The 17,642-nt window shown below is 50.4% G+C and carries 15 protein-coding genes; 1 reads left to right on the forward strand and 14 read right to left on the reverse strand.

From position 1 onward, the window contains the following. Positions 1-59: 59 nt before the first annotated feature. The 12 genes from DWZ45_RS12125 to DWZ45_RS12180 all read right to left on the reverse strand — a co-directional run bounded on the left by DWZ45_RS12125 (position 60) and on the right by DWZ45_RS12180 (position 15,215). Positions 60-1,577 (reverse strand): VanW family protein, encoded by a 1,518-nt coding sequence (locus DWZ45_RS12125; RefSeq protein ID WP_243015255.1) that lies wholly within the window; start codon positions 1,575-1,577, stop codon positions 60-62. Positions 1,578-1,704: 127 nt separating this feature from the next. After that, the gene (locus tag DWZ45_RS12130) at positions 1,705-2,430 is read right to left on the reverse strand and encodes a 3'-5' exonuclease (protein ID WP_118469324.1); all 726 of its coding nucleotides are present in this window, start codon (positions 2,428-2,430) and stop codon (positions 1,705-1,707) included. Positions 2,431-2,618: 188 nt separating this feature from the next. Next, positions 2,619-4,445 carry a B12-binding domain-containing radical SAM protein gene (locus DWZ45_RS12135; protein WP_118469326.1) on the reverse strand — a complete coding sequence of 609 codons (1,827 nt, stop codon included), beginning with the start codon at positions 4,443-4,445 and terminating at the stop codon, positions 2,619-2,621. A gap of 4 nt (positions 4,446-4,449) precedes the next feature. Next, positions 4,450-5,502 carry an L-threonylcarbamoyladenylate synthase gene (locus tag DWZ45_RS12140; protein ID WP_181357271.1) on the reverse strand — a complete coding sequence of 351 codons (1,053 nt, stop codon included), beginning with the start codon at positions 5,500-5,502 and terminating at the stop codon, positions 4,450-4,452. A 204-nt stretch (positions 5,503-5,706) separates the two neighbouring features. Further along, the gene (locus DWZ45_RS12145; protein ID WP_333489847.1) at positions 5,707-6,444 is read right to left on the reverse strand and encodes an N-acetylmuramoyl-L-alanine amidase; all 738 of its coding nucleotides are present in this window, start codon (positions 6,442-6,444) and stop codon (positions 5,707-5,709) included. Between the two features lie 87 nt (positions 6,445-6,531). Beyond that, complete coding sequence (locus tag DWZ45_RS12150; RefSeq protein WP_118469328.1) at positions 6,532-7,404, reverse strand: YitT family protein; 873 nt, start codon at positions 7,402-7,404, stop codon at positions 6,532-6,534. 110 nt (positions 7,405-7,514) lie between these two features. Further along, on the reverse strand, positions 7,515-8,969 hold the full coding sequence (locus DWZ45_RS12155; protein ID WP_118293786.1) for a sigma 54-interacting transcriptional regulator: 1,455 nt from the start codon (positions 8,967-8,969) through the stop codon (positions 7,515-7,517). 149 nt (positions 8,970-9,118) lie between these two features. Beyond that, the gene (locus tag DWZ45_RS12160) at positions 9,119-10,486 is read right to left on the reverse strand and encodes a sodium/glutamate symporter (RefSeq protein WP_022358860.1); all 1,368 of its coding nucleotides are present in this window, start codon (positions 10,484-10,486) and stop codon (positions 9,119-9,121) included. 152 nt (positions 10,487-10,638) lie between these two features. Beyond that, the gene (locus tag DWZ45_RS12165) at positions 10,639-11,808 is read right to left on the reverse strand and encodes an alanine dehydrogenase (RefSeq protein ID WP_107001824.1); all 1,170 of its coding nucleotides are present in this window, start codon (positions 11,806-11,808) and stop codon (positions 10,639-10,641) included. 333 nt (positions 11,809-12,141) lie between these two features. Continuing rightward, the gene (locus tag DWZ45_RS12170; RefSeq protein ID WP_118469329.1) at positions 12,142-12,819 is read right to left on the reverse strand and encodes an RraA family protein; all 678 of its coding nucleotides are present in this window, start codon (positions 12,817-12,819) and stop codon (positions 12,142-12,144) included. 86 nt (positions 12,820-12,905) lie between these two features. After that, positions 12,906-14,159 (reverse strand): SLC13 family permease, encoded by a 1,254-nt coding sequence (locus tag DWZ45_RS12175; RefSeq protein WP_118469331.1) that lies wholly within the window; start codon positions 14,157-14,159, stop codon positions 12,906-12,908. A 9-nt stretch (positions 14,160-14,168) separates the two neighbouring features. Further along, positions 14,169-15,215: a beta-propeller fold lactonase family protein gene (locus DWZ45_RS12180; protein ID WP_118469332.1), complete on the reverse strand. Its 1,047-nt coding sequence runs from the start codon at positions 15,213-15,215 to the stop codon at positions 14,169-14,171. A gap of 120 nt (positions 15,216-15,335) precedes the next feature. On the opposite strand from DWZ45_RS12180, the gene DWZ45_RS14565 reads away from it, so the two are divergent. After that, the gene (locus DWZ45_RS14565) at positions 15,336-15,506 is read left to right on the forward strand and encodes a hypothetical protein (RefSeq protein ID WP_182426676.1); all 171 of its coding nucleotides are present in this window, start codon (positions 15,336-15,338) and stop codon (positions 15,504-15,506) included. Here the strand turns inward: DWZ45_RS14565 and DWZ45_RS12185 are convergent. After that, positions 15,479-16,360, reverse strand: a complete 882-nt coding sequence (locus tag DWZ45_RS12185) for a LysR family transcriptional regulator (protein ID WP_118469333.1) — start codon at positions 16,358-16,360, stop codon at positions 15,479-15,481. The genes DWZ45_RS14565 and DWZ45_RS12185 overlap by 28 nt on opposite strands. A gap of 169 nt (positions 16,361-16,529) precedes the next feature. Continuing rightward, the gene (locus DWZ45_RS12190; protein ID WP_118469334.1) at positions 16,530-17,411 is read right to left on the reverse strand and encodes a LysR family transcriptional regulator; all 882 of its coding nucleotides are present in this window, start codon (positions 17,409-17,411) and stop codon (positions 16,530-16,532) included. Between the last annotated feature and the right edge of the window lie 231 nt (positions 17,412-17,642).

The raw sequence follows: 17,642 nt of genomic DNA on the forward strand, positions 1-17,642 counted from the left end.
CCATGTTACCACAAATCTCTGCTCTCATACCATCACTATATATGATCCGATATAAGCTATCACTCCATCGGCGGCGCTGCTTCCTGCGCCGGACCGGCTGGTCCCTGCGGCTGTGCCGGGGTCGGCTCCTGTGCTGCCGGTGCTTCCGTCGGTGCCGGAACCGGATTTTCCGGCTGTGGCGTCTCAGGCTGCGGTGTCTCAGGCTGCGGTCCAGCCGGAACCGCCGGTGCCGCAGCTGCAACGGCCGGACCTACACGGTAGATTGCCTTCGATGCCATATAGGTATCCGTCTGCAGCAAGGTTTTCTCCGTCTCCACGCCGTCCACGTAGACGTATTTCCAGAGCCGTGACTGCAGCCCATAGTGCGCCGACTGTTCCTTCACCCTCGCACCCGGCTTCAAAGATGCGTCCACCTTTGTGATCGGCTCGCCCGGATCCTTCTTCGACAGTGTCTCCGAAACGTATTTGATGGTCCGGTTTGCCGGCCGTGTCTCTTTTCCATATATCGTAAATGAAATAGTCCCGCCGTTCACTGCCCCTTCCATATAGATCGGGGTATCGTATGGATTTTTAAATTTCAGATCCTTATAAGTACCCGCGATCGCCGAATCCTGCGATGCCGGAACGTAAGTAACAATCATCGAATGATTCTGGCGCTGGGTGATATCCATCTCCGCCAGAAGCGCTGCATTGTAGAGCGTCGTGCAGATCTGGCAGGCGCCACCGCCGACCGTATCGACTACCTGACCGTTCGCATAGGAACCTGCCGATGCATAGCCATTTTCCACCGTAAATGGGGTGAGCCATGTATAAGCCGAAAATTCTTCTCCCGGCATCAGAACCGTGCCGTTGATCTTCGCCGCACCGTTCCGCAGATTCTTGGAACGCGACACATTTCCCGGGTTGAATCCGGTACTGAATGTTCCAAGTGCATCCTGAATCGTAGATAATGCCTCTGTCGTGCGGGTCGGCTCTGTATTTTTGACTGTTGCATCCACCGAAACCGGTTCCGAAAGACCGCCCGCGAGCGCCTCATTCAGTGCTTTTGTCGTCGCATCTATGTCCACTTCCTGTCCCGCCGAAGACTGGCTGACCTGAAAGACTCCATTTTCATGCGTGATCACAGCGTCCTGCGGCGCTGTCGTAAATTCCGCGCACCGGGTCTGCACAAACTCGGCAACCTTCGCTTCATCGACCGCTGTCTCAATCTGCAGATCCACGCCGGACTGCTCTAATTCCTTCTGATTCAGATACCGGCGCAGAAGATTTCCGCCGGAAAGTTTCTCCACTTCCTCATCAATCTCGTTCTGGTTGACCCAGGAAAATCCCAGCTCCGCCGCCGTCGTCTGAACCTCATGACCTTCTACCCGGATCGAAATGGTCTGATTTTCCATCTCCCCGATGGATTTCTCAATCGTCTGATCCGCCTCTTCCCGTGTCATCCCGGAAAGATCAAACCCACCGACCTGAAAACCCGTGGGAATCGTCCCCGCTGACGCGGTGCCCGTACCGGCTATAAGCAGTCCCATCACTGCCGCACCGCATACGCCTGCCATCCAATTTCTTTTTTTCATCATCTACCGAACCTTTACATCATAAGACCTGCCAAAATGGTTCCCGCTACCATCGCTACTACTACGATTATAATAACAACCGCTGATACGATCTGGCGTGTTTTCTGATTTGAAAATTTAAACATATCTCTCACCTCTTCTGCATTCTGCCATGCTGCGCGATAATCTGATCCGTAAGTCTCGAAATCTCATTTTTCGAAAGCGAATCAATCTGCGCAGATAAATTTATTCTATGATATTTTAGTAATTCCCGCAAGACTTCTTTTTGCTTTTTTGACGCGGGCTGTTCGCGTTTTACCTTGTAAATCAAAGGCTGCGGTGCAAACACCTCCGGCACTTCCAGAAAATACCTGTTTTTAAGCTCCTGATACAGATGGTGCGCCGCCATCGCATCCGAAAGCGCCCGATGGCTCTCGCCCGAATCCACCGCAAAATACCGGCACGCGGCTGCCAGATTCTTTTTTTCCTCCTCTGGCATAAAATGGCGGCAGATTTTCAAGGTATCAAGCCCCGCATGCTCAAATGTATACTTCCGGTTGACCGCCGCCCGCTTGAGAAAGCTGAAATCAAAGATAACATGATGCCCCAGAAGCGGCAGCTCCCCGCAGAATGCCAGAAGTTCCGGCAAAACTGTATCCAGCACCGGCGCATCCTTCAAATCATCGTCACAGATTCCCGTCAGCTCCCGGATGCGCGCATCCAGTTCCCGCTCCGGGTTGACAAACGTCGAATACGTCTGCACCACGATTCCATCTTCCACCCGCGCCGCGCCAATCTCGATGATCCGCTCGGTTTTGGGATTTAACCCTGTTGTCTCCAGGTCAATCGCTATATAAGAATTGTCTGTTTTTTCCATTTTATTTATCCATCGTAACTGTTCAGTACCTTCACAGTCACGCGCAGTAAATGCACAGACCTACTGAACAGTTTACTATCCATCTAATTTAAAATATGGCTGTCCTACATTTCTTCTCGTTCGCAGATGTTCAGACTGCCGCCATCCGCAATTTCTTTTTCCTGTCTTTCTCTGGAAAATCCCATTCCTCACTGTATCTCATTCTGGGAAATGGAAAATGCCGCCGCATTGCCAAACAGAACGTCCCGGTTTTTGTAATCAAACAACACAAACCTTCCGTCTTCCATCCGCTCTAAATGTGCCATTTTCGCCATCTGTCTGGAATCGTATGTCTCGTAGCCCTTTAAATAGCGGCGTTCCTTCGCCTCTCGTATGAAAAACTGCTTCGTCTCGTTCTTCCACTCCGACGGATCCGGGGCAAAGGATGGGCGGCTCTTGACGTTTTCGCGGAGGTAGAGGTCATACATTAAAAGGTCCTGATAAGATGTCTCATTGATAGAAAAAATTTCTGCCTGCTTCCTCCATTTCTGAATGAACCTGTATAAAATCTCATACCGCGCCAGCCGGTTATGGCTCACGCCATTCAATCCTTCATCCTCATAAAATGCCGCCAGGCGATCATACAGCTCAAACGCATCGCCCCATTCCTGCGACAGGCATTTCATCGTGCGGCGGAACTGCCCGCTGTTGTAATAGACCTCGACCATCTCTTCCACACCCTTGAGACGGATCACCTCTTCATAGGAAAGCCAGTTGGTTCTAAGCACCTCATACGGCGGCTTGCTCTGGCTGAGCAGACCGTATTTCTGCTTCATTTCTTCCATATAGGAACCTTTCAGCACCTTCAGAAAGCCAAGCTGAAGCTGTTCCGGCTCCATTTTGTATACATCGTTGAAGGAACGATGAAAGCTCTCGATATCCTCATACGGAAGCCCCGCAATCAGGTCGAGATGCTGATGGATGTTGCCAAAGGTGTTGACCTGCGCCACACGGCGCGCCACCTTGTCCAGATCCATCGTCCTCCGGATCTCCTTCACAACCACCGGGTTCGTCGTCTGCACGCCGATTTCCAGCTGAATCAGTCCCGGACGCATCTGTTTCATCAGCGCCAGCTCGTCATCATCCAGAAGATCCGATGAAATTTCAAAATGGAAGTTGGTAATTCCATTATCGTGTTCCAGCAAATACTGCCAGATTGCCATCGAATGACTCTTTTTGCAGTTAAACGTCCGGTCTACGAACTTTACCTGCGGCACCTTCCGGTCAAGAAAAAACTGCAACTCCCTGGTTACCAGCGAAAGGCTGCGGAACCGCACTTTTTTATCAATCGAAGACAGACAGTAACTACAGGAAAATGGACATCCACGGCTGCTCTCATAGTAGATAATGCGGTGTTCCAGCCCGCTTAAATCTCCGTAGGAAAATGGAATGTCGTCCAGATTCATGAGCGGCGCCGGGCGATGGACCTCGATGGTGCCATCCGAACGGCGTAGGACAATGCCTGGGAGCTCTGAAAAACAAACCTCCGTCCCGCACTCACACGCCTCCACCAACCGCGTAAAGGTCTCCTCGCCTTCGCCCTGCATGATCAGCTCGACCTCCGGCAGCTCATCCATCAGGTGAACCGCGTCATACGAAGCCTCCGGACCTCCCATCCAGATGCGGACCTGCGGAAGAACCTTTTTCAAATCGTGGATCAGTTCCTTTACGTAAACGATATTCCAGATATAACAGGAAAATCCCACCACATCCGGTTTTCTCCGGTAAATATCCTGCAGAATCTGAGCCATCTGGTGGTTGATGGTGTACTCGCCGAAATCGATCTGGATTTCCGACACGGTTTTCGTTCGATTCGCGCCTTCTGCTGCCTCCGAAACCATTTCCATTCCAACAGCCGCACCCTGCTCATCCTTCTGTCCCAGCCCCAGCCGCTCCATCGCATACCGTCTCAGGCTGTAAATTCCCAGATTTGAATGTATATATTTGGCATTAATCGCCGCCAATAAGTACCGCATCGTCTCACACCTTCAAAATATGATAGCCAGCCGCCTTATTGAGCCGGTTCATAATCGCCCGTCCTAAATTGTCTTCCGAAAATCCTTCCGAAAAGATATATTCCGCGCCACGATCGTCGAAATCGCGCAGAACCGCATACAGGTTGTGTGCAACAGTCTCCTGACGCGCCCGCGCACCGATGCTTTCCAGCATCCCCGCCGGGTAACGGTCTTTCGTCTCGTCCGTGCAGATAATTCCAACCTTGCGCCCTTCTGCCAGCTTTTCGCCTGCCAGGCGGTTGATCGTCTCCACAACTGCCTCCGTCTCGCCCTCGACCAGTGTCAGATCGGCTTTCGGTGCATAATGGCGGTATTTCATTCCCGGTGCTTTCGGGCGCACGTCCGCGCTGACTGGTCCTAAAATCGCCGGATCAATGCCGACTTCCCCGACCGTTTCACGCAGCATCTCCACGGTAATCGCACCCGGCCTTAAAACCATCGGCATTTCCTCCGTAACATCCACGATCGTCGATTCCAGACCAATTCCAACCGGACCGCCGTCGATGATCGCATCGATCTTTCCGTCCATATCCTGAAGCACGTGATCCGCACGCGTCGGGCTTGGGCGTCCCGATGTATTCGCACTCGGAGCCGCGATCGGCACGCCGGACAGACGGATTAACTCTGCCGCGATCGGATCAGACGGCATCCGGATTGCCACCGTGTCAAGCCCGCCGGTCGTTCCATACGGCACGATCGCGCTCTTAGGAAATACCATCGTCATCGGTCCCGGCCAGTATGCCTTTGCAAGCTTTTTGCCATTTTCCGGCATATTCGATACCAGCGGCGCGATCTCCTCCAGACAGGACACATGCGCGATCAGCGGGTTGTCAGACGGGCGTCCCTTCGCCGCATAAATCTTCTTCGCTGCCGCCTCATCCAGCGCATTCGCCCCCAATCCGTACACCGTTTCCGTCGGAAATGCCACCAGACCGCCCGCGCGGATGATCGCTGCCGCCTTCTCAAGCACCTCCCGGTCATGCGCCGTAAAGTCCTTTGGATTTTCTATCTTCCACATCTGGGTGTGAAGTTCTTTTTTGGTTTCGTTTTGCATATTGATTCTTCTTTCTACTATCTTACAATGAATAAATCTATCTTCCGTACTAAGCTCGAAAACACCTCGCTAAGTACTCCTAGTATGCGCGGCATGACTCGTACTAAGCTCGAAAATACCTCGCTAAGTACTCCTAGTATACACAAGATTCCTCGCCAGTTCAAGGTTTCAGCGCCCATTCAGATACTCCATAATCCCCATATGCAGCGTATACGCCACGCGGTCCTGATATTCTTCTGTTTTCAGCAGTGCCGCCTCTTTCCAGTTAGACAAAAATCCGCACTCGACGATGACAATCGGACATTTGACGTGGAGCAGGAGATAATAGCTGTCATTCGGTTTGGCTTTTCTGCGGTTCTGGTCTCCCAGCGCATAGTCGAAGCGCTTCTGCAGTATTTCCGCCAGCCGTTTCCCCTTCTCTGACTTCCGGTAATAAAATACCTGCGCACCGGATACGTCCTCCTGGTGGTAGCTGTTCTGGTGGATGCTGACGACCAAATCCGCGCCGGATTCCTCGACGCGGGCGCAGCGGTTTTTCATGTCGGACATTTTCCGGCTTCCGGCTGACGTATCGTAAAGTCCCCGGTCATCCTCCCGGCTCATCACGACCTCCACATCCGACTGCTCCAGATACCATTTCAGGCGCTTCGCGATTGCCAGATTGATGTCCTTTTCCAGGCTTCCGTCCACACTCACCTTTCCCGGATCAAAATCCCCATGCCCGGCGTCCAAGAAAACAACCGGCTTTTTCTTTCCAAGCACAGCGTCCGCCCCCGCTGATGCCAGCCCCGCATACCGTGCCGCCAGAAAGACGCCGCAAAATAAAAGAAGGCAGACTGCCAATTCCACTGACAGCCGCCTTCGCATTTGTTTTAGAAACGGGTGTGTTTCAAACCATTCGTTCAAGTGCACCGCTCCTGATGCATTCTTATAATATCTATATTCGCCTTGTTCGCGGCATATCCCGCTATTTTCTAATTCCAATCCCGGCTCCTACTGCTGTGCCTCCGCTACATCCTTAAACCCAAGTCCAAAAATGCCCGAGGTTTCCTTCACAATCACAAACGCATTCTCATCCGTCTCCGCAATAATGCGTTTTAAACGATTGAACTCCGTTTTGCGGACGGTACATAAAACCACCGTCGTGTCCTCGCCGCTGTAGCCGCCCTTGCCCGGAAGCAGCGTTACCGTACGGTCAATTTCCTTAATGACACGTTCTGCGATTTTCTGCGGGTATTTCGTCACGATCGACGCCTCGCTTCCGGCATCATTTCCGTAGATGATCATGTCGATGACCTTCGTCTGCGCGTACAGGGAAATCAGTCCGAACAGTGCCGCATCGACATTTCCAAAGACGAAGATCGAGGTGGAGAGGATGATTCCATCGATCATCATCAGGGCGCGCCCGATCGAGACATGCGGATATTTCTTCTGGAGCAGGTAGCCGACCACATCGCTGCCGCCCGTCGTCGAACCGGACAGAAAGATGAACGCCATGCCGACGCCGACCAGAATGCCGCCGTAGAGACTTCCCATAAGCTGGTCGCCCATATAAACCGGAAAGACCGGGGCGATCACGTAGTCAAGCACCACCGAACAGATTCCGCACGCAAACGCCGTCCGCAGCGCAAAGGCACGGCTCAAATGAAACCACGCCAATATTAAAAGCGGCACATTGACCATCAGTGTCAGCCGTCCGACCGGCAGGTTCGTCACATGGTTTAACATCAGTGCCACGCCGACCGCACCGCCCGGCGCAATATCCGCCGTCTCAATAAAGCTGTGCGTGCCGATACTGTAGATAAATGCGCCCAGAATCAGATATAAAAAATCTTTTACAGAATATTTTCCAATGTATTTCTCCATTTCTGCATTTCCTCCTGTTATTCTGTCTGAGCGTTCCATCCTTTCCGGGCTGATTCTGCTGGTTCTGCTTCCCGCATCGTCCTCAATTTTCCGTATCTATCCTCCATCGCTCAGATTTCTTTTTCCTGTTTTTCCTTCGCCTTTTCGCCCCGCAGCTGGCTCGCCTTTCTCTGCAGCGTCTGCCTCGGCACATCCAGAATCCGCGCTGCCTCAGATATATTTCCGTGCGCCGCCTCCAACGCCTGCCAAATCAGTTTTTCCTCATAGGCAGCCACCGCCTCACGAAGCGACGAGCAGAGTTTTGGAACTTCTTCCAGGCTTTCCGGCGTCTTTTTCCTGTCCGCCTGCTTTTCCAGCAGAAGCTTTCCCTTGATGTCTTTATACTGGAGCAGGGCGCTCGTCTCATCCACCATGCTCATGCCGTAAACGATCACGTGTTCCAGCTCCCGGACATTGCCTGGCCAGTCATATTCTTCCAGTTTTTTTAGCAGATCCTTTGACACATACTGAACCTGCTTGTGGAACGTGCCATTGTGTTTGTTTACATAAAACTTGACAAAATGTCCAATATCCGCCTTCCGTTCCCGCAGCGGCGGAATCCGGATCGACATCATGCTCAGACGATAATAAATATCGCGCCGAAGCTGTCCTTTCTCGATCGCCTCAAGCGGTTCCACATTGGTCGCCGCAATGATCTTCACATTCGTGCGTTTCGTCTCACTGCCGCCCAGGCTGCGGAAACTGCCGTCCTGCAGAACCCGCAGAAGCTTTGACTGCAAAAACAGAGGCATCGAATTGATCTCGTCGAGAAACAGTGTTCCGCCGTCCGCCAGCTCAAAGAGTCCCTTATTTTCCATTGCCCCGGTAAACGCGCCCTTGGACGTTCCAAATAAGATACTTTCGAGCAAGGTATCCGGCAACGCCGCACAGTTCTGCGCGATAAACGGTTTATCCCTCCGTTCACTGGCATTGTGGATCGACTGTGCAAACACCTCTTTTCCGGTTCCCGTTTCCCCATAGATCATAACCGGCAGATCGCACGCCGCCACCACCGGTATATAGTCTCTGGCATTTTTCATTTTTTCATCCACTGCGATGATATCTTCCATCGTAAAAGATGCGCCGCTGTGTTTTTTCAGCTTTCCAGCGCCGCCGACCGGGATCTGTTCCGAAGTCAGTTCCACACTCTCCGGCTCTTCCTCGCCGTCTGTCATCTCCTCCATCGACAGATCGATCGCGCCCACCACGGCGCGCCCGCTCTTGATCGGAATCGAAAGAGAGCTGATATGGATGCCCTCCTGCCCCTTGGTCTGAAGCAGTTGATTTTCCACGTAAACCGGCAGTCCGACCTCCATCGCTCGGATCATGCTGCTGTTCTTAGCGTTCAGGTTTTCAAATACATCGAAAAAATTTTGTCCCACCAGCGCCTGGTAAGCTTCTCTCTCTTTCCGGTTTGAAAATTTACTATTTAACTTTGCTGAAAACAGAATCTCGCCATCCAGGTTGATGATCGTGATTCCGTCAATATATCCTTTTCCATGAAATAACTGTCTTAAAAACTCCATGCATTTCTCCCCTGTCTGAAACACCGCTGACCGGAATCACGCGCCAAGTCTCACGGACGTTCGACTTGAATCTGCGTTCATCCGGCCTGACAACGGTGTTATGTTTACACCTGTTCCAAGTGTATCAGAGGAAACAGGCAAAGACAAGTTTATCCGATCTCCTCCACACCTGGGCGATCCAGCGGAAGTTTCAGCCACCACCATTTAAATACGATATTTGCGATGATGCATGCTGCCATGATTACCAAATAGATGCCGATAAACTTCCAATGGCTGCCATTTAAGAGCATCATCGGTCCCATCGACCACGCAAACATCTCTGCCGGAGTTGTAAACGGCGCTGCAAATGCAGTATCGTTCAGCGTCTTGGAGCGGTTTTCCGGATCAACGATTCGAAGAAGGATGAAGCCGATCGCAAAAACGCCCGTTGAATAGCCAAATACGAAGATCGCGCGCTCAAACCAGCTGCCGCGGTTCATCGCCGGACCAAAGAACATCAGGGTTGCCACTACGATTACAATACCGCAGAGCAGAAGAAGTGCCAGCGGAGCTGCATATTTAACGATAACTGCCAGTTTGATGGAAGCGATTCCGAAAAACACCAGATAATCCGTCGCAGTACCGGAGATACGTCCCACTACATTTTCATCAATATAATCACCGACGCCGACTTTTCGGAAAACGAGGAACATCACGATCGCGGTCAAAAATGCCATCAGGTAATTCGGCAGATCCAGACCGATCGCTGCATAGATTCCCTTGCTGAGTCCCACACCGATACCGGATGCGATCAGCATCACTGCCAGATGCCATGCCAGCGGATCCAGGACGTTGGATGAAATAGTTTCCTCGCCCATCGACTTGCGCTCATTTTTGGGCACCAGACCACAGCGCAGATCATCGGAGATCTGATTGAAGCCTTTCATATATTTGGTCCAGCCCTTTTTCGTTCCCAGCTTGATGAAGAACAGACCGCCAAAGATACCCGATAAAATACCAACAGTTGCACAGGTCATCGCGATATCCATTGCATCCAGATCACCCAGTCTCTCAAACGCGGTACCAACAGCCGCTGCCGTTCCGTGTCCGCCGGAGAAACCAGCTGCCAGCAGCAGACCGAAGCCATAGTTAATGTTCGGGAATAATTTCGAAATTACTAAAATACTAAACAACGGTGCCAGTGAGAACTGAATCGCCTGTGCCAACACTTTATAGGAAAAATAAGAACCAATCCGGTCAATTTCCGCTTTAAAATCTTTCTTGTTGAAAGAAAATCCATTAATTCCGACACCTGCGAAAATCAGGATAATCAGAACACTTGCATAAGAACCAATATTTTCAGAAAACGGCAGGATTCCCAGTCCCTGCGCCCCGAGTGCCAGCGCGATAAATCCGGCAATCATGCTTGGCGGAATGAAAAATTTCTGTACCAACGGCACTTTTGCACGTAAAAGCTGACCAACCGCGATAAAAAACGATGCGATCGCAAAGTCCACTAAAATGTCTGTAACACTCACAGATACCCCTCCTATTCTTCTGTATCAAATGCGCCTCCAGCTATTTCCCATCTGGAAGCGCTTCTATTCTCCCCTCAAATGGCAGAGCGCTTTTCATCCGTATCCCCATACGTTTCACGAAAAGCGTTCTGCCGATATCCTTTATCTGAAAATCACTTCTCTAATTTGATAAAGTTATCCGAATGGCTCTTGGTTGCCGACGGAGCCAGATCCAGTTTCTGATCTGCGATCTCTAAGATGTCTTCCGGACGAACCCACGGTCTGCCCTGGATAGCACTTGTCTCCTCATGGGTTAAGTATCCCTTGTAGGTGGTTAAGCTGCGGCGCAGGAAACCATCCTTTGCACACGCCTGCGCCACGCCATTGTTGATGATGCTTCTGAAGTGCGGCAGTACGGATGCTGCGTATGCGATCGAGGTAGACTGGGAAATTGCGCCCGGAATGTTGCTTACGCAATAATGTACGACACCTTCTTCGATGTAGCGCGGATTTTCATGGGTGGTCTCATGGAATGTCTCGATTGCACCATAATCGTTGCTAATATCTACGATAACGGAACCTTTCTCCATCGAGCGGACCATCTCGCGGTCGATCATGTATTCTTTGGCATCCTTCGGCCATCTAACACAATTATATACGACATCTATCTCTGGTAAAATCTTTTTCAGATTATAACGGTTGGAAATCTGGGTGTTGACTTCCTCATTGAACTGTTTTCCGATATCACGCAGGGTTCCGATATTAATATCCATAACCGTTACCCACGCGCCCAGCGCATGAAGAACAGAGATTGCTGCGCGTCCTACCACGCCGCCTCCAATGACCAGCGCCTTAACGCCCGGAGCACCGCCGAGACCGTTGACGAATTTGCCCTTGCCGCCGTTGATGGAGAGCAGGGATTCCAGGCCAAAGAGTGCACCCGCCTTACCAGCTGCCTCACAGTTCGGTGAACCGTAACGGTGGGAATCTTCTGCGGTAAATGCAATACACTTACTGTCGAGAAGTGCCTGTACCTCCTCCGGATGTGCTGCCGGATGGATGCAGGTAAATACGATCTGGTTTTCACGGAGCAGCTTGTACTCGCACGGTTCAAACTCTTTTACCTTTGCGACGAAATCGCAGGTTGCATAAATTTCTTCCTTTGTATCAACCAGCTTCGCGCCCTCTTTCACATATGCCTCATCCGGGAATCCAGAACCTTCGCCCGCGCCCTTCTGAACGTAAACCTCATTGCCGTCACCTACCAGCATGCTTACCTCTGCCGGGGTTGCGATGACACGGTACTCGCCTACTTTGATGTCTTTCAATACGCCAACTTTCATAATGTGTTCCCTCCATGTAATATATTTTTCTTTTTGCTTGATACTTTTGCTTGATACTCATATATACAGCAAGTTCCGTGCCAACTTTTACGTTTTTCGATTTTATTTAATATTTTTCTTTTTTATTTTCCAAAAAATTCGAGGTTTTCCTTGTAAATACAAGGTTTTTGTCGAATTAAAATTTTTATTTATTTTTTTGATAACCTTCCAGGAATGACTCGTTCTTGTCTCATTTTTTTCATAATGCAAAAAATGACTCATTTATGAGCTTTTATATGCTCATAAATGAGTCATTCAAATTTTATTTTTAAGTCATATGCCGATTTTTGAGTCCTACTGCCCGACTTCCGCCGCTGCCAGCTTTCGCGACTCCGTCAGCGTCTTTCCCTCGCGCAGATGAACCGCCACGCGCTCCTCGCGCTTCGCGATCCGGGAGGCGGATTCGTAGACTTCCGCGATCTTTCCGGACGGAACCACGACCACGCCGGTCCGGTCCATCACGACCATGTCGCCCGGAAAAATCAGGACGCCGCAGAGCGTCACCGGCACATCCACGCCGACTGTCTCGATATCGTAAGCGCTCTTGTTTGGTGCAGTTCCGGCGCTATATGCCGGAAAACCAAATGCCGCGATGTCATCGATATCGCGCAGGCAGCCGTCGGTCAGCTCGCCTTGCACGCCGCGAAGCTGTGCCCGGAGTGCCAGCAGGTCACCGCCCGTCGATACATTCATGATACCGCCCATGGAAATCACCAGCAGGTCGCCCGGTTCCGTTTTGTCATCGATCACTTTTCCGTGCTTTGCCAGGTTCACGCCGTCCCACGGTGTACTCCGGCGCTTCTGCAAAATCGTGCGGGCAAATCCGGCTGCACGCTTCTGGGAGGGATCGATCGGATGAAGTCCCAGCACACTGCCGCGTTTTAAACCAAGTCCGTCCATGGCATCTGCCACATTTCCGGTCGGGAGGGCGCTATAGCGCTCCACCCACATCATTCTCTCTTCTGCTGTCATATTTTCCTCTTCCTATTCTCAAACCATATCTTTACAGGCTTCTGCCCGGCTCTTTCATCTATCCGATATGATGCTTTCTTTTTCCACTATACAAACAGATGGTAAATACCCAGGAAAGAAAATACCGCTACCACTGCCAGTGCCAGGAAGGAAACGGCAAACAGCTCTACAAACATACGGTTCTGCGGGAAACGTTCTTCCGCATTCTCCTGCTGAGAAACACCTGCCATGATGAGCGCGCCGGTTGTGGAAATCGGAGTAAATCCTACGATCGTTCCACCGATTACAATCACCGATACCAGTTCGATGGCATCTGCTCCCAGCGTTGAAGCCAGTCCGCTTGCTGTCGGAATCAGAGTCGGGAATACAACTCCAAGACCGGAACTGAAGAAGGACATAAACCCAGAAGTAATACCCATGATCATCGCAGCAGTCCGTTTGCTCATAACATGCTCCAGAGCCGCTACCATGATATCGATACCGCCGGACAGGGAGATAACATTCATTAAAATGCCAACGCCCAAAACCATAATAATCACATTCCACGGCACCATCTGAACTGCTTTCTTCTCATCACCGCAGCCAAAGATAATTAACAGCGACCCCATTAAAAATCCCATCAGACCGACATTCCAGGAGAAGAACAGAACGCCGACTGCCAGACCAGCCAGTGCTGCCAGGGAAAGGAGCTGTTTTCCGGTAAATTTCGGAAGCTCTGCTTCTTTTCCGACTGCCTTTACATCCACTTTCCAGCCTTTATAGTAAATGTAGACAAGTACCATGGTTGCCAACGCCGTCAGAATCAGGCAGAACATGATCGGAACGGTGTCTGCCTCCAGTCCCTGTGCTGCCATCAGTTCACGGACAACGGCTGCCTCCGGGGTCAGCGGACTCATACGTCCGGACATAACGCCCAGGTCACCGATGATCGCCGTCATAATCGGGTTGATGCCTGCGGATGCCGCAACCGGGATTGCGATAACCGGGATGATTGCCAGGCTCGGAATTGCGCCCGGTCCTACGGCACTGATGATAAATCCTAAAATATAGATAACAAACGGAATCAGACGTTTCTGTTTGCCAACCAGCGCTACCATCTTGCGTGCTAAAAGTTCCAGGGTTCCGTTTCCGTTAATAATCGCAAACAGATAAGTAATACCGACCATCTGGATGCACAGGGATGCACTGAATCCCTTGATGATATCGGACGCCTTGATGCCGAATACCAGCGCCAGCACAGCAGCGATACCGGTACAGAGAATACCGACGTTACAGTTTTTCACAAATCCAATCACAATGGCTGCCAGAAGGCAGATTAAAGAAATAAGACCTAAGTTCATAGCAACCTCCTATCGAAATGTAATGCAGACCGGACTCTCGGTGTGGATGATCCGTCCCGTGTATTCCATGCGGCCTGTTTCCTCGCAGAGACGCATCTCTACGATGGTATCGCTGTCCTCATTTGCCGCATAAAACAGGCTGTAATCGCGGTTGAAGGAGATAAAACGTGGTGTCAGACCCAGAGTCGGGTAATAGCCTAATTCCTTCATATATCCAGTGTTCTGGTCGATGCGGTAGAGCACGATAGACTCATGGATGCGGTTGGAACCGATGAGAATCTCGCCATTTTTGCTGAGCAAAGATGCACTCGCCTGTCCCTCGCCCGTATAGGTATCTGGCAGAGTCGGAAGTACCTGCAGCGCCTTTAATTTACCGTTCTTGTCATCAAATGAAAGGTAGGTCATCGAATTTCCTTTTTCATTGATTAAGTAAACAAAGCGGTTATTCGGATGAATTGATACGTGGCGCGGCTCATCGTACTCGCGTCCGCGGTAGCAGTCGGTCTGTGTCAGGCTGCCGTCCTCCGGGTTAAAACGGAATACGACGATCTGTCCGTAGCCCTGCAGTCTCGCCTGGCATACAACAAAAAGGTATTCTTTCTTCTGATCCCAAATACACTGGTGTGCAAAGGAGATAGCGCCTTCTTTCTTTCCTGCCATATGCGCAGTGTGGACAATCTCTCCCAGACTTCCGTCCGCATTGCGGCGGATGACATAGACAGCGCCGCCCTGCAGGGCTGCCACTACCATGTAGCGGTTGGTTCGGTCCGGTGTGATGAAGACCGGATTCTTGCCGCCGATCTCGATGGTGTTTAAGGCAGATAAGGTTCCGTCTGCCTCGATCTTATAGCTGCTGACCTGCGTATTGTCGCCGTGTACGGAGTAGAGATATTTCTCCTCCAGATCCATCGCCTGATAGGACGGATTCGGCAGCGTCTCTAAGCACTGAATCTCTTTCCATTCGCCGGTTGCCTCCGAAATTTCGTAAGCCTTTAAGCCCTTGCCGCGTGCATTTCTCTCGCGGGTGGTACGGCATCCTACGTATGCGTAACTCATGTTTGTTTCCTCCTGACCCTTTTAATGCATTTTATTTTTACCCAAAGAATCCGCGTTCCCTCGAATATGCGGATTCTTTATTTCTTGGTTTGATAAAATTGTAACATGGAGAATTGACAAATGGAAATTCAGGATTTGAATGTAGGGGTATTCCGGAATGGAATGGTGCGGATGATGGATGAGATCGCGAGAGGGACGGCGCAGTCCCAGGGATATTCTTCCAGAAAATGCTTGCGCTCTTGGGTCTGCGCCTGTTACCATATTTATTTCCGCTCTATCTTATTGATGTGATAATATTCTTCTGTAAAGGATATAAAATCCATGATATCCTGGTTCCGATAGCAGGAATCGGAAAGCATCATCCAGACGCGGCGGGAGACAGGTTCCTGTTCTTTATTGTAGATCGGGATGAGCTGGAAACGGCTGCGGTCAAACGCCCAGTCGGAGCCGAAGAGAAAGCAGATGCCAAGTCCATTTTCTACCATCTCGATCGCGATATCCGAATATGGGACGAAATGAGCGGCATGGAGGGATTCTCCAAAGTGATCCTTCCACCACTGGTTGAGCAGCAATTTTACCATCGGATTTAAATATGATTCGATGATTGGCAGGTGCTCGACGTCCTCCAGTGCGGTCCCCATCGGCGCCATGATGTAAAGTTCTTCCTCAAACAGGCAGATTTTCTCTCCAAGAAATGGATAATCGCCACAGACGATCGCGATATCGATCGTTCCGTCAGTAATCTGGCGGATCAGCATATCGCTGGAGTTTGGAAATGTCTTAAACTGAAGGCGGTTGTACGCGTCCACATAACCTTTCAGAAGTTTCGGCATATGGAGTCTTGCAAAGGAGTTCGGGACACCGACGCGCACCAATTCCTTGACTCCATGGCGTTCTGAAAAATGTTCACGTATCTCGCCGAGAAAATCTAGCATGATACCTGCTTTTTTTACAAGATATCGTCCATCCTCTGTGAATGTTACACCTTGATTGCTCCGTTTGACAACCTCTATGCCCCATTCCTGCTCAATTGCCTTGACGCGCTTCGTCAGGGCGGACTGTGTCACGTACAAATCCTCCGCCGCCTTGCTGATGCTGCGTTTTTCATATAATTTTCTAAGAATCAGCCAGTCTAGTTCCCGCATTTCTTCCAGTTCTCCTTTATCTCAACATTTTAATTGCATATTGCTTTGTACTTGTTAAATGAATGAAAAAAGCACCCATTTGTGGTAAAATTATTGAACGGATCATTTTTTCGATTCATGGTGCAATTTTTAGGTTAGAGATTGCTTCGTGAATAACTCAGGATGAATTTTATTTTCTATTTTTCCCAGTTTTCGCACCTTCCGCCACATACTCCACAAACTGCGAAAGCGCCGGGGACAGCCGCTTACTCTTCGGATAGAAAAACCAGGTATTCCGTTCCACCGGCGTCCCATCTTTCCAGAAAAGCGGGGTCAGACACAGGTTGTGTTCATTGGCAAAATGTTCTGGAAGAAAACAAAGTGTATAACCAAACCCTCGTTCTATCATCTGCCATGCCACATCAATATAACCAACTGGCATACCATTCCCGACCGGGGTGATGAAATTTTCATTCCACCAGCGCTCCAGAATCTCTCTTGTCCGGTCATTCGTCTTATACTCGATCCGATCTAACCCCGGCAAATCTTCCATCTTAACCGGTTCCTTCGTCACCAGACAGGCGGCGCTTTTACCGACCCGGATGCGCTCCAGCGCCCCCTCATAATCGCCGCGGATAAATCCGACATCCACCGTCCCGTCAAGCAGCTTGCGAAACAACGCATCGCTCTGATCCGTCACGACCTCAAACTGCACCCTGGGATGTTCTTTCCGGTACTGGAATAAAAGTTCCGAAAGCATGTATTTACTGTATGTATAGGAAGAACCGATCACGATCGTCTCCTCCGTGCTCTTCTGCATTGCCGCCAGCGTCTCCGTCGTCTCCTTCATAAACACCAGATACCGCTCCGCCTGATCGGCAAGGTAGCGTCCCTCCGGTGTAAACGAAAGCCCCTTCGGCGTCCGGTTGACGATCGTCACGCCAAATTCCTCCTCCATCTGCTTGAGCCGCTTGGTCAAAGACGGCTGCGTCATGTAAAACGAATTGGCAACCTTCGTCATATTTGGATTTTTATAAAGTGCCTGTAAAATCTGCCAGTCTGTATCTCTCACGGAACATCCCCCATTTTATCGCTTAAATTGATTCTGTCGTTATTTTTCTTTCTCTTCTGCCGCTTTTGGATACGCTGTTTCTTCCTGTGTTATCCTTGTTGAATCCGCATATCCAAAAAGCGCTCCAAACAATGTCTTTTTCTCAATTTCTTTCACAATCTTCACTCTTATTCTACCACAAGATTACTACAAATGTCTTTCTTCCGTCAAGTCGCACGAAAAAGCGCCTGC

It is taken from the genome of Clostridium sp. AF32-7AC, assembly GCF_003477925.1.
Lineage (GTDB): Bacteria > Bacillota > Clostridia > Lachnospirales > Lachnospiraceae > Otoolea > Otoolea fessa.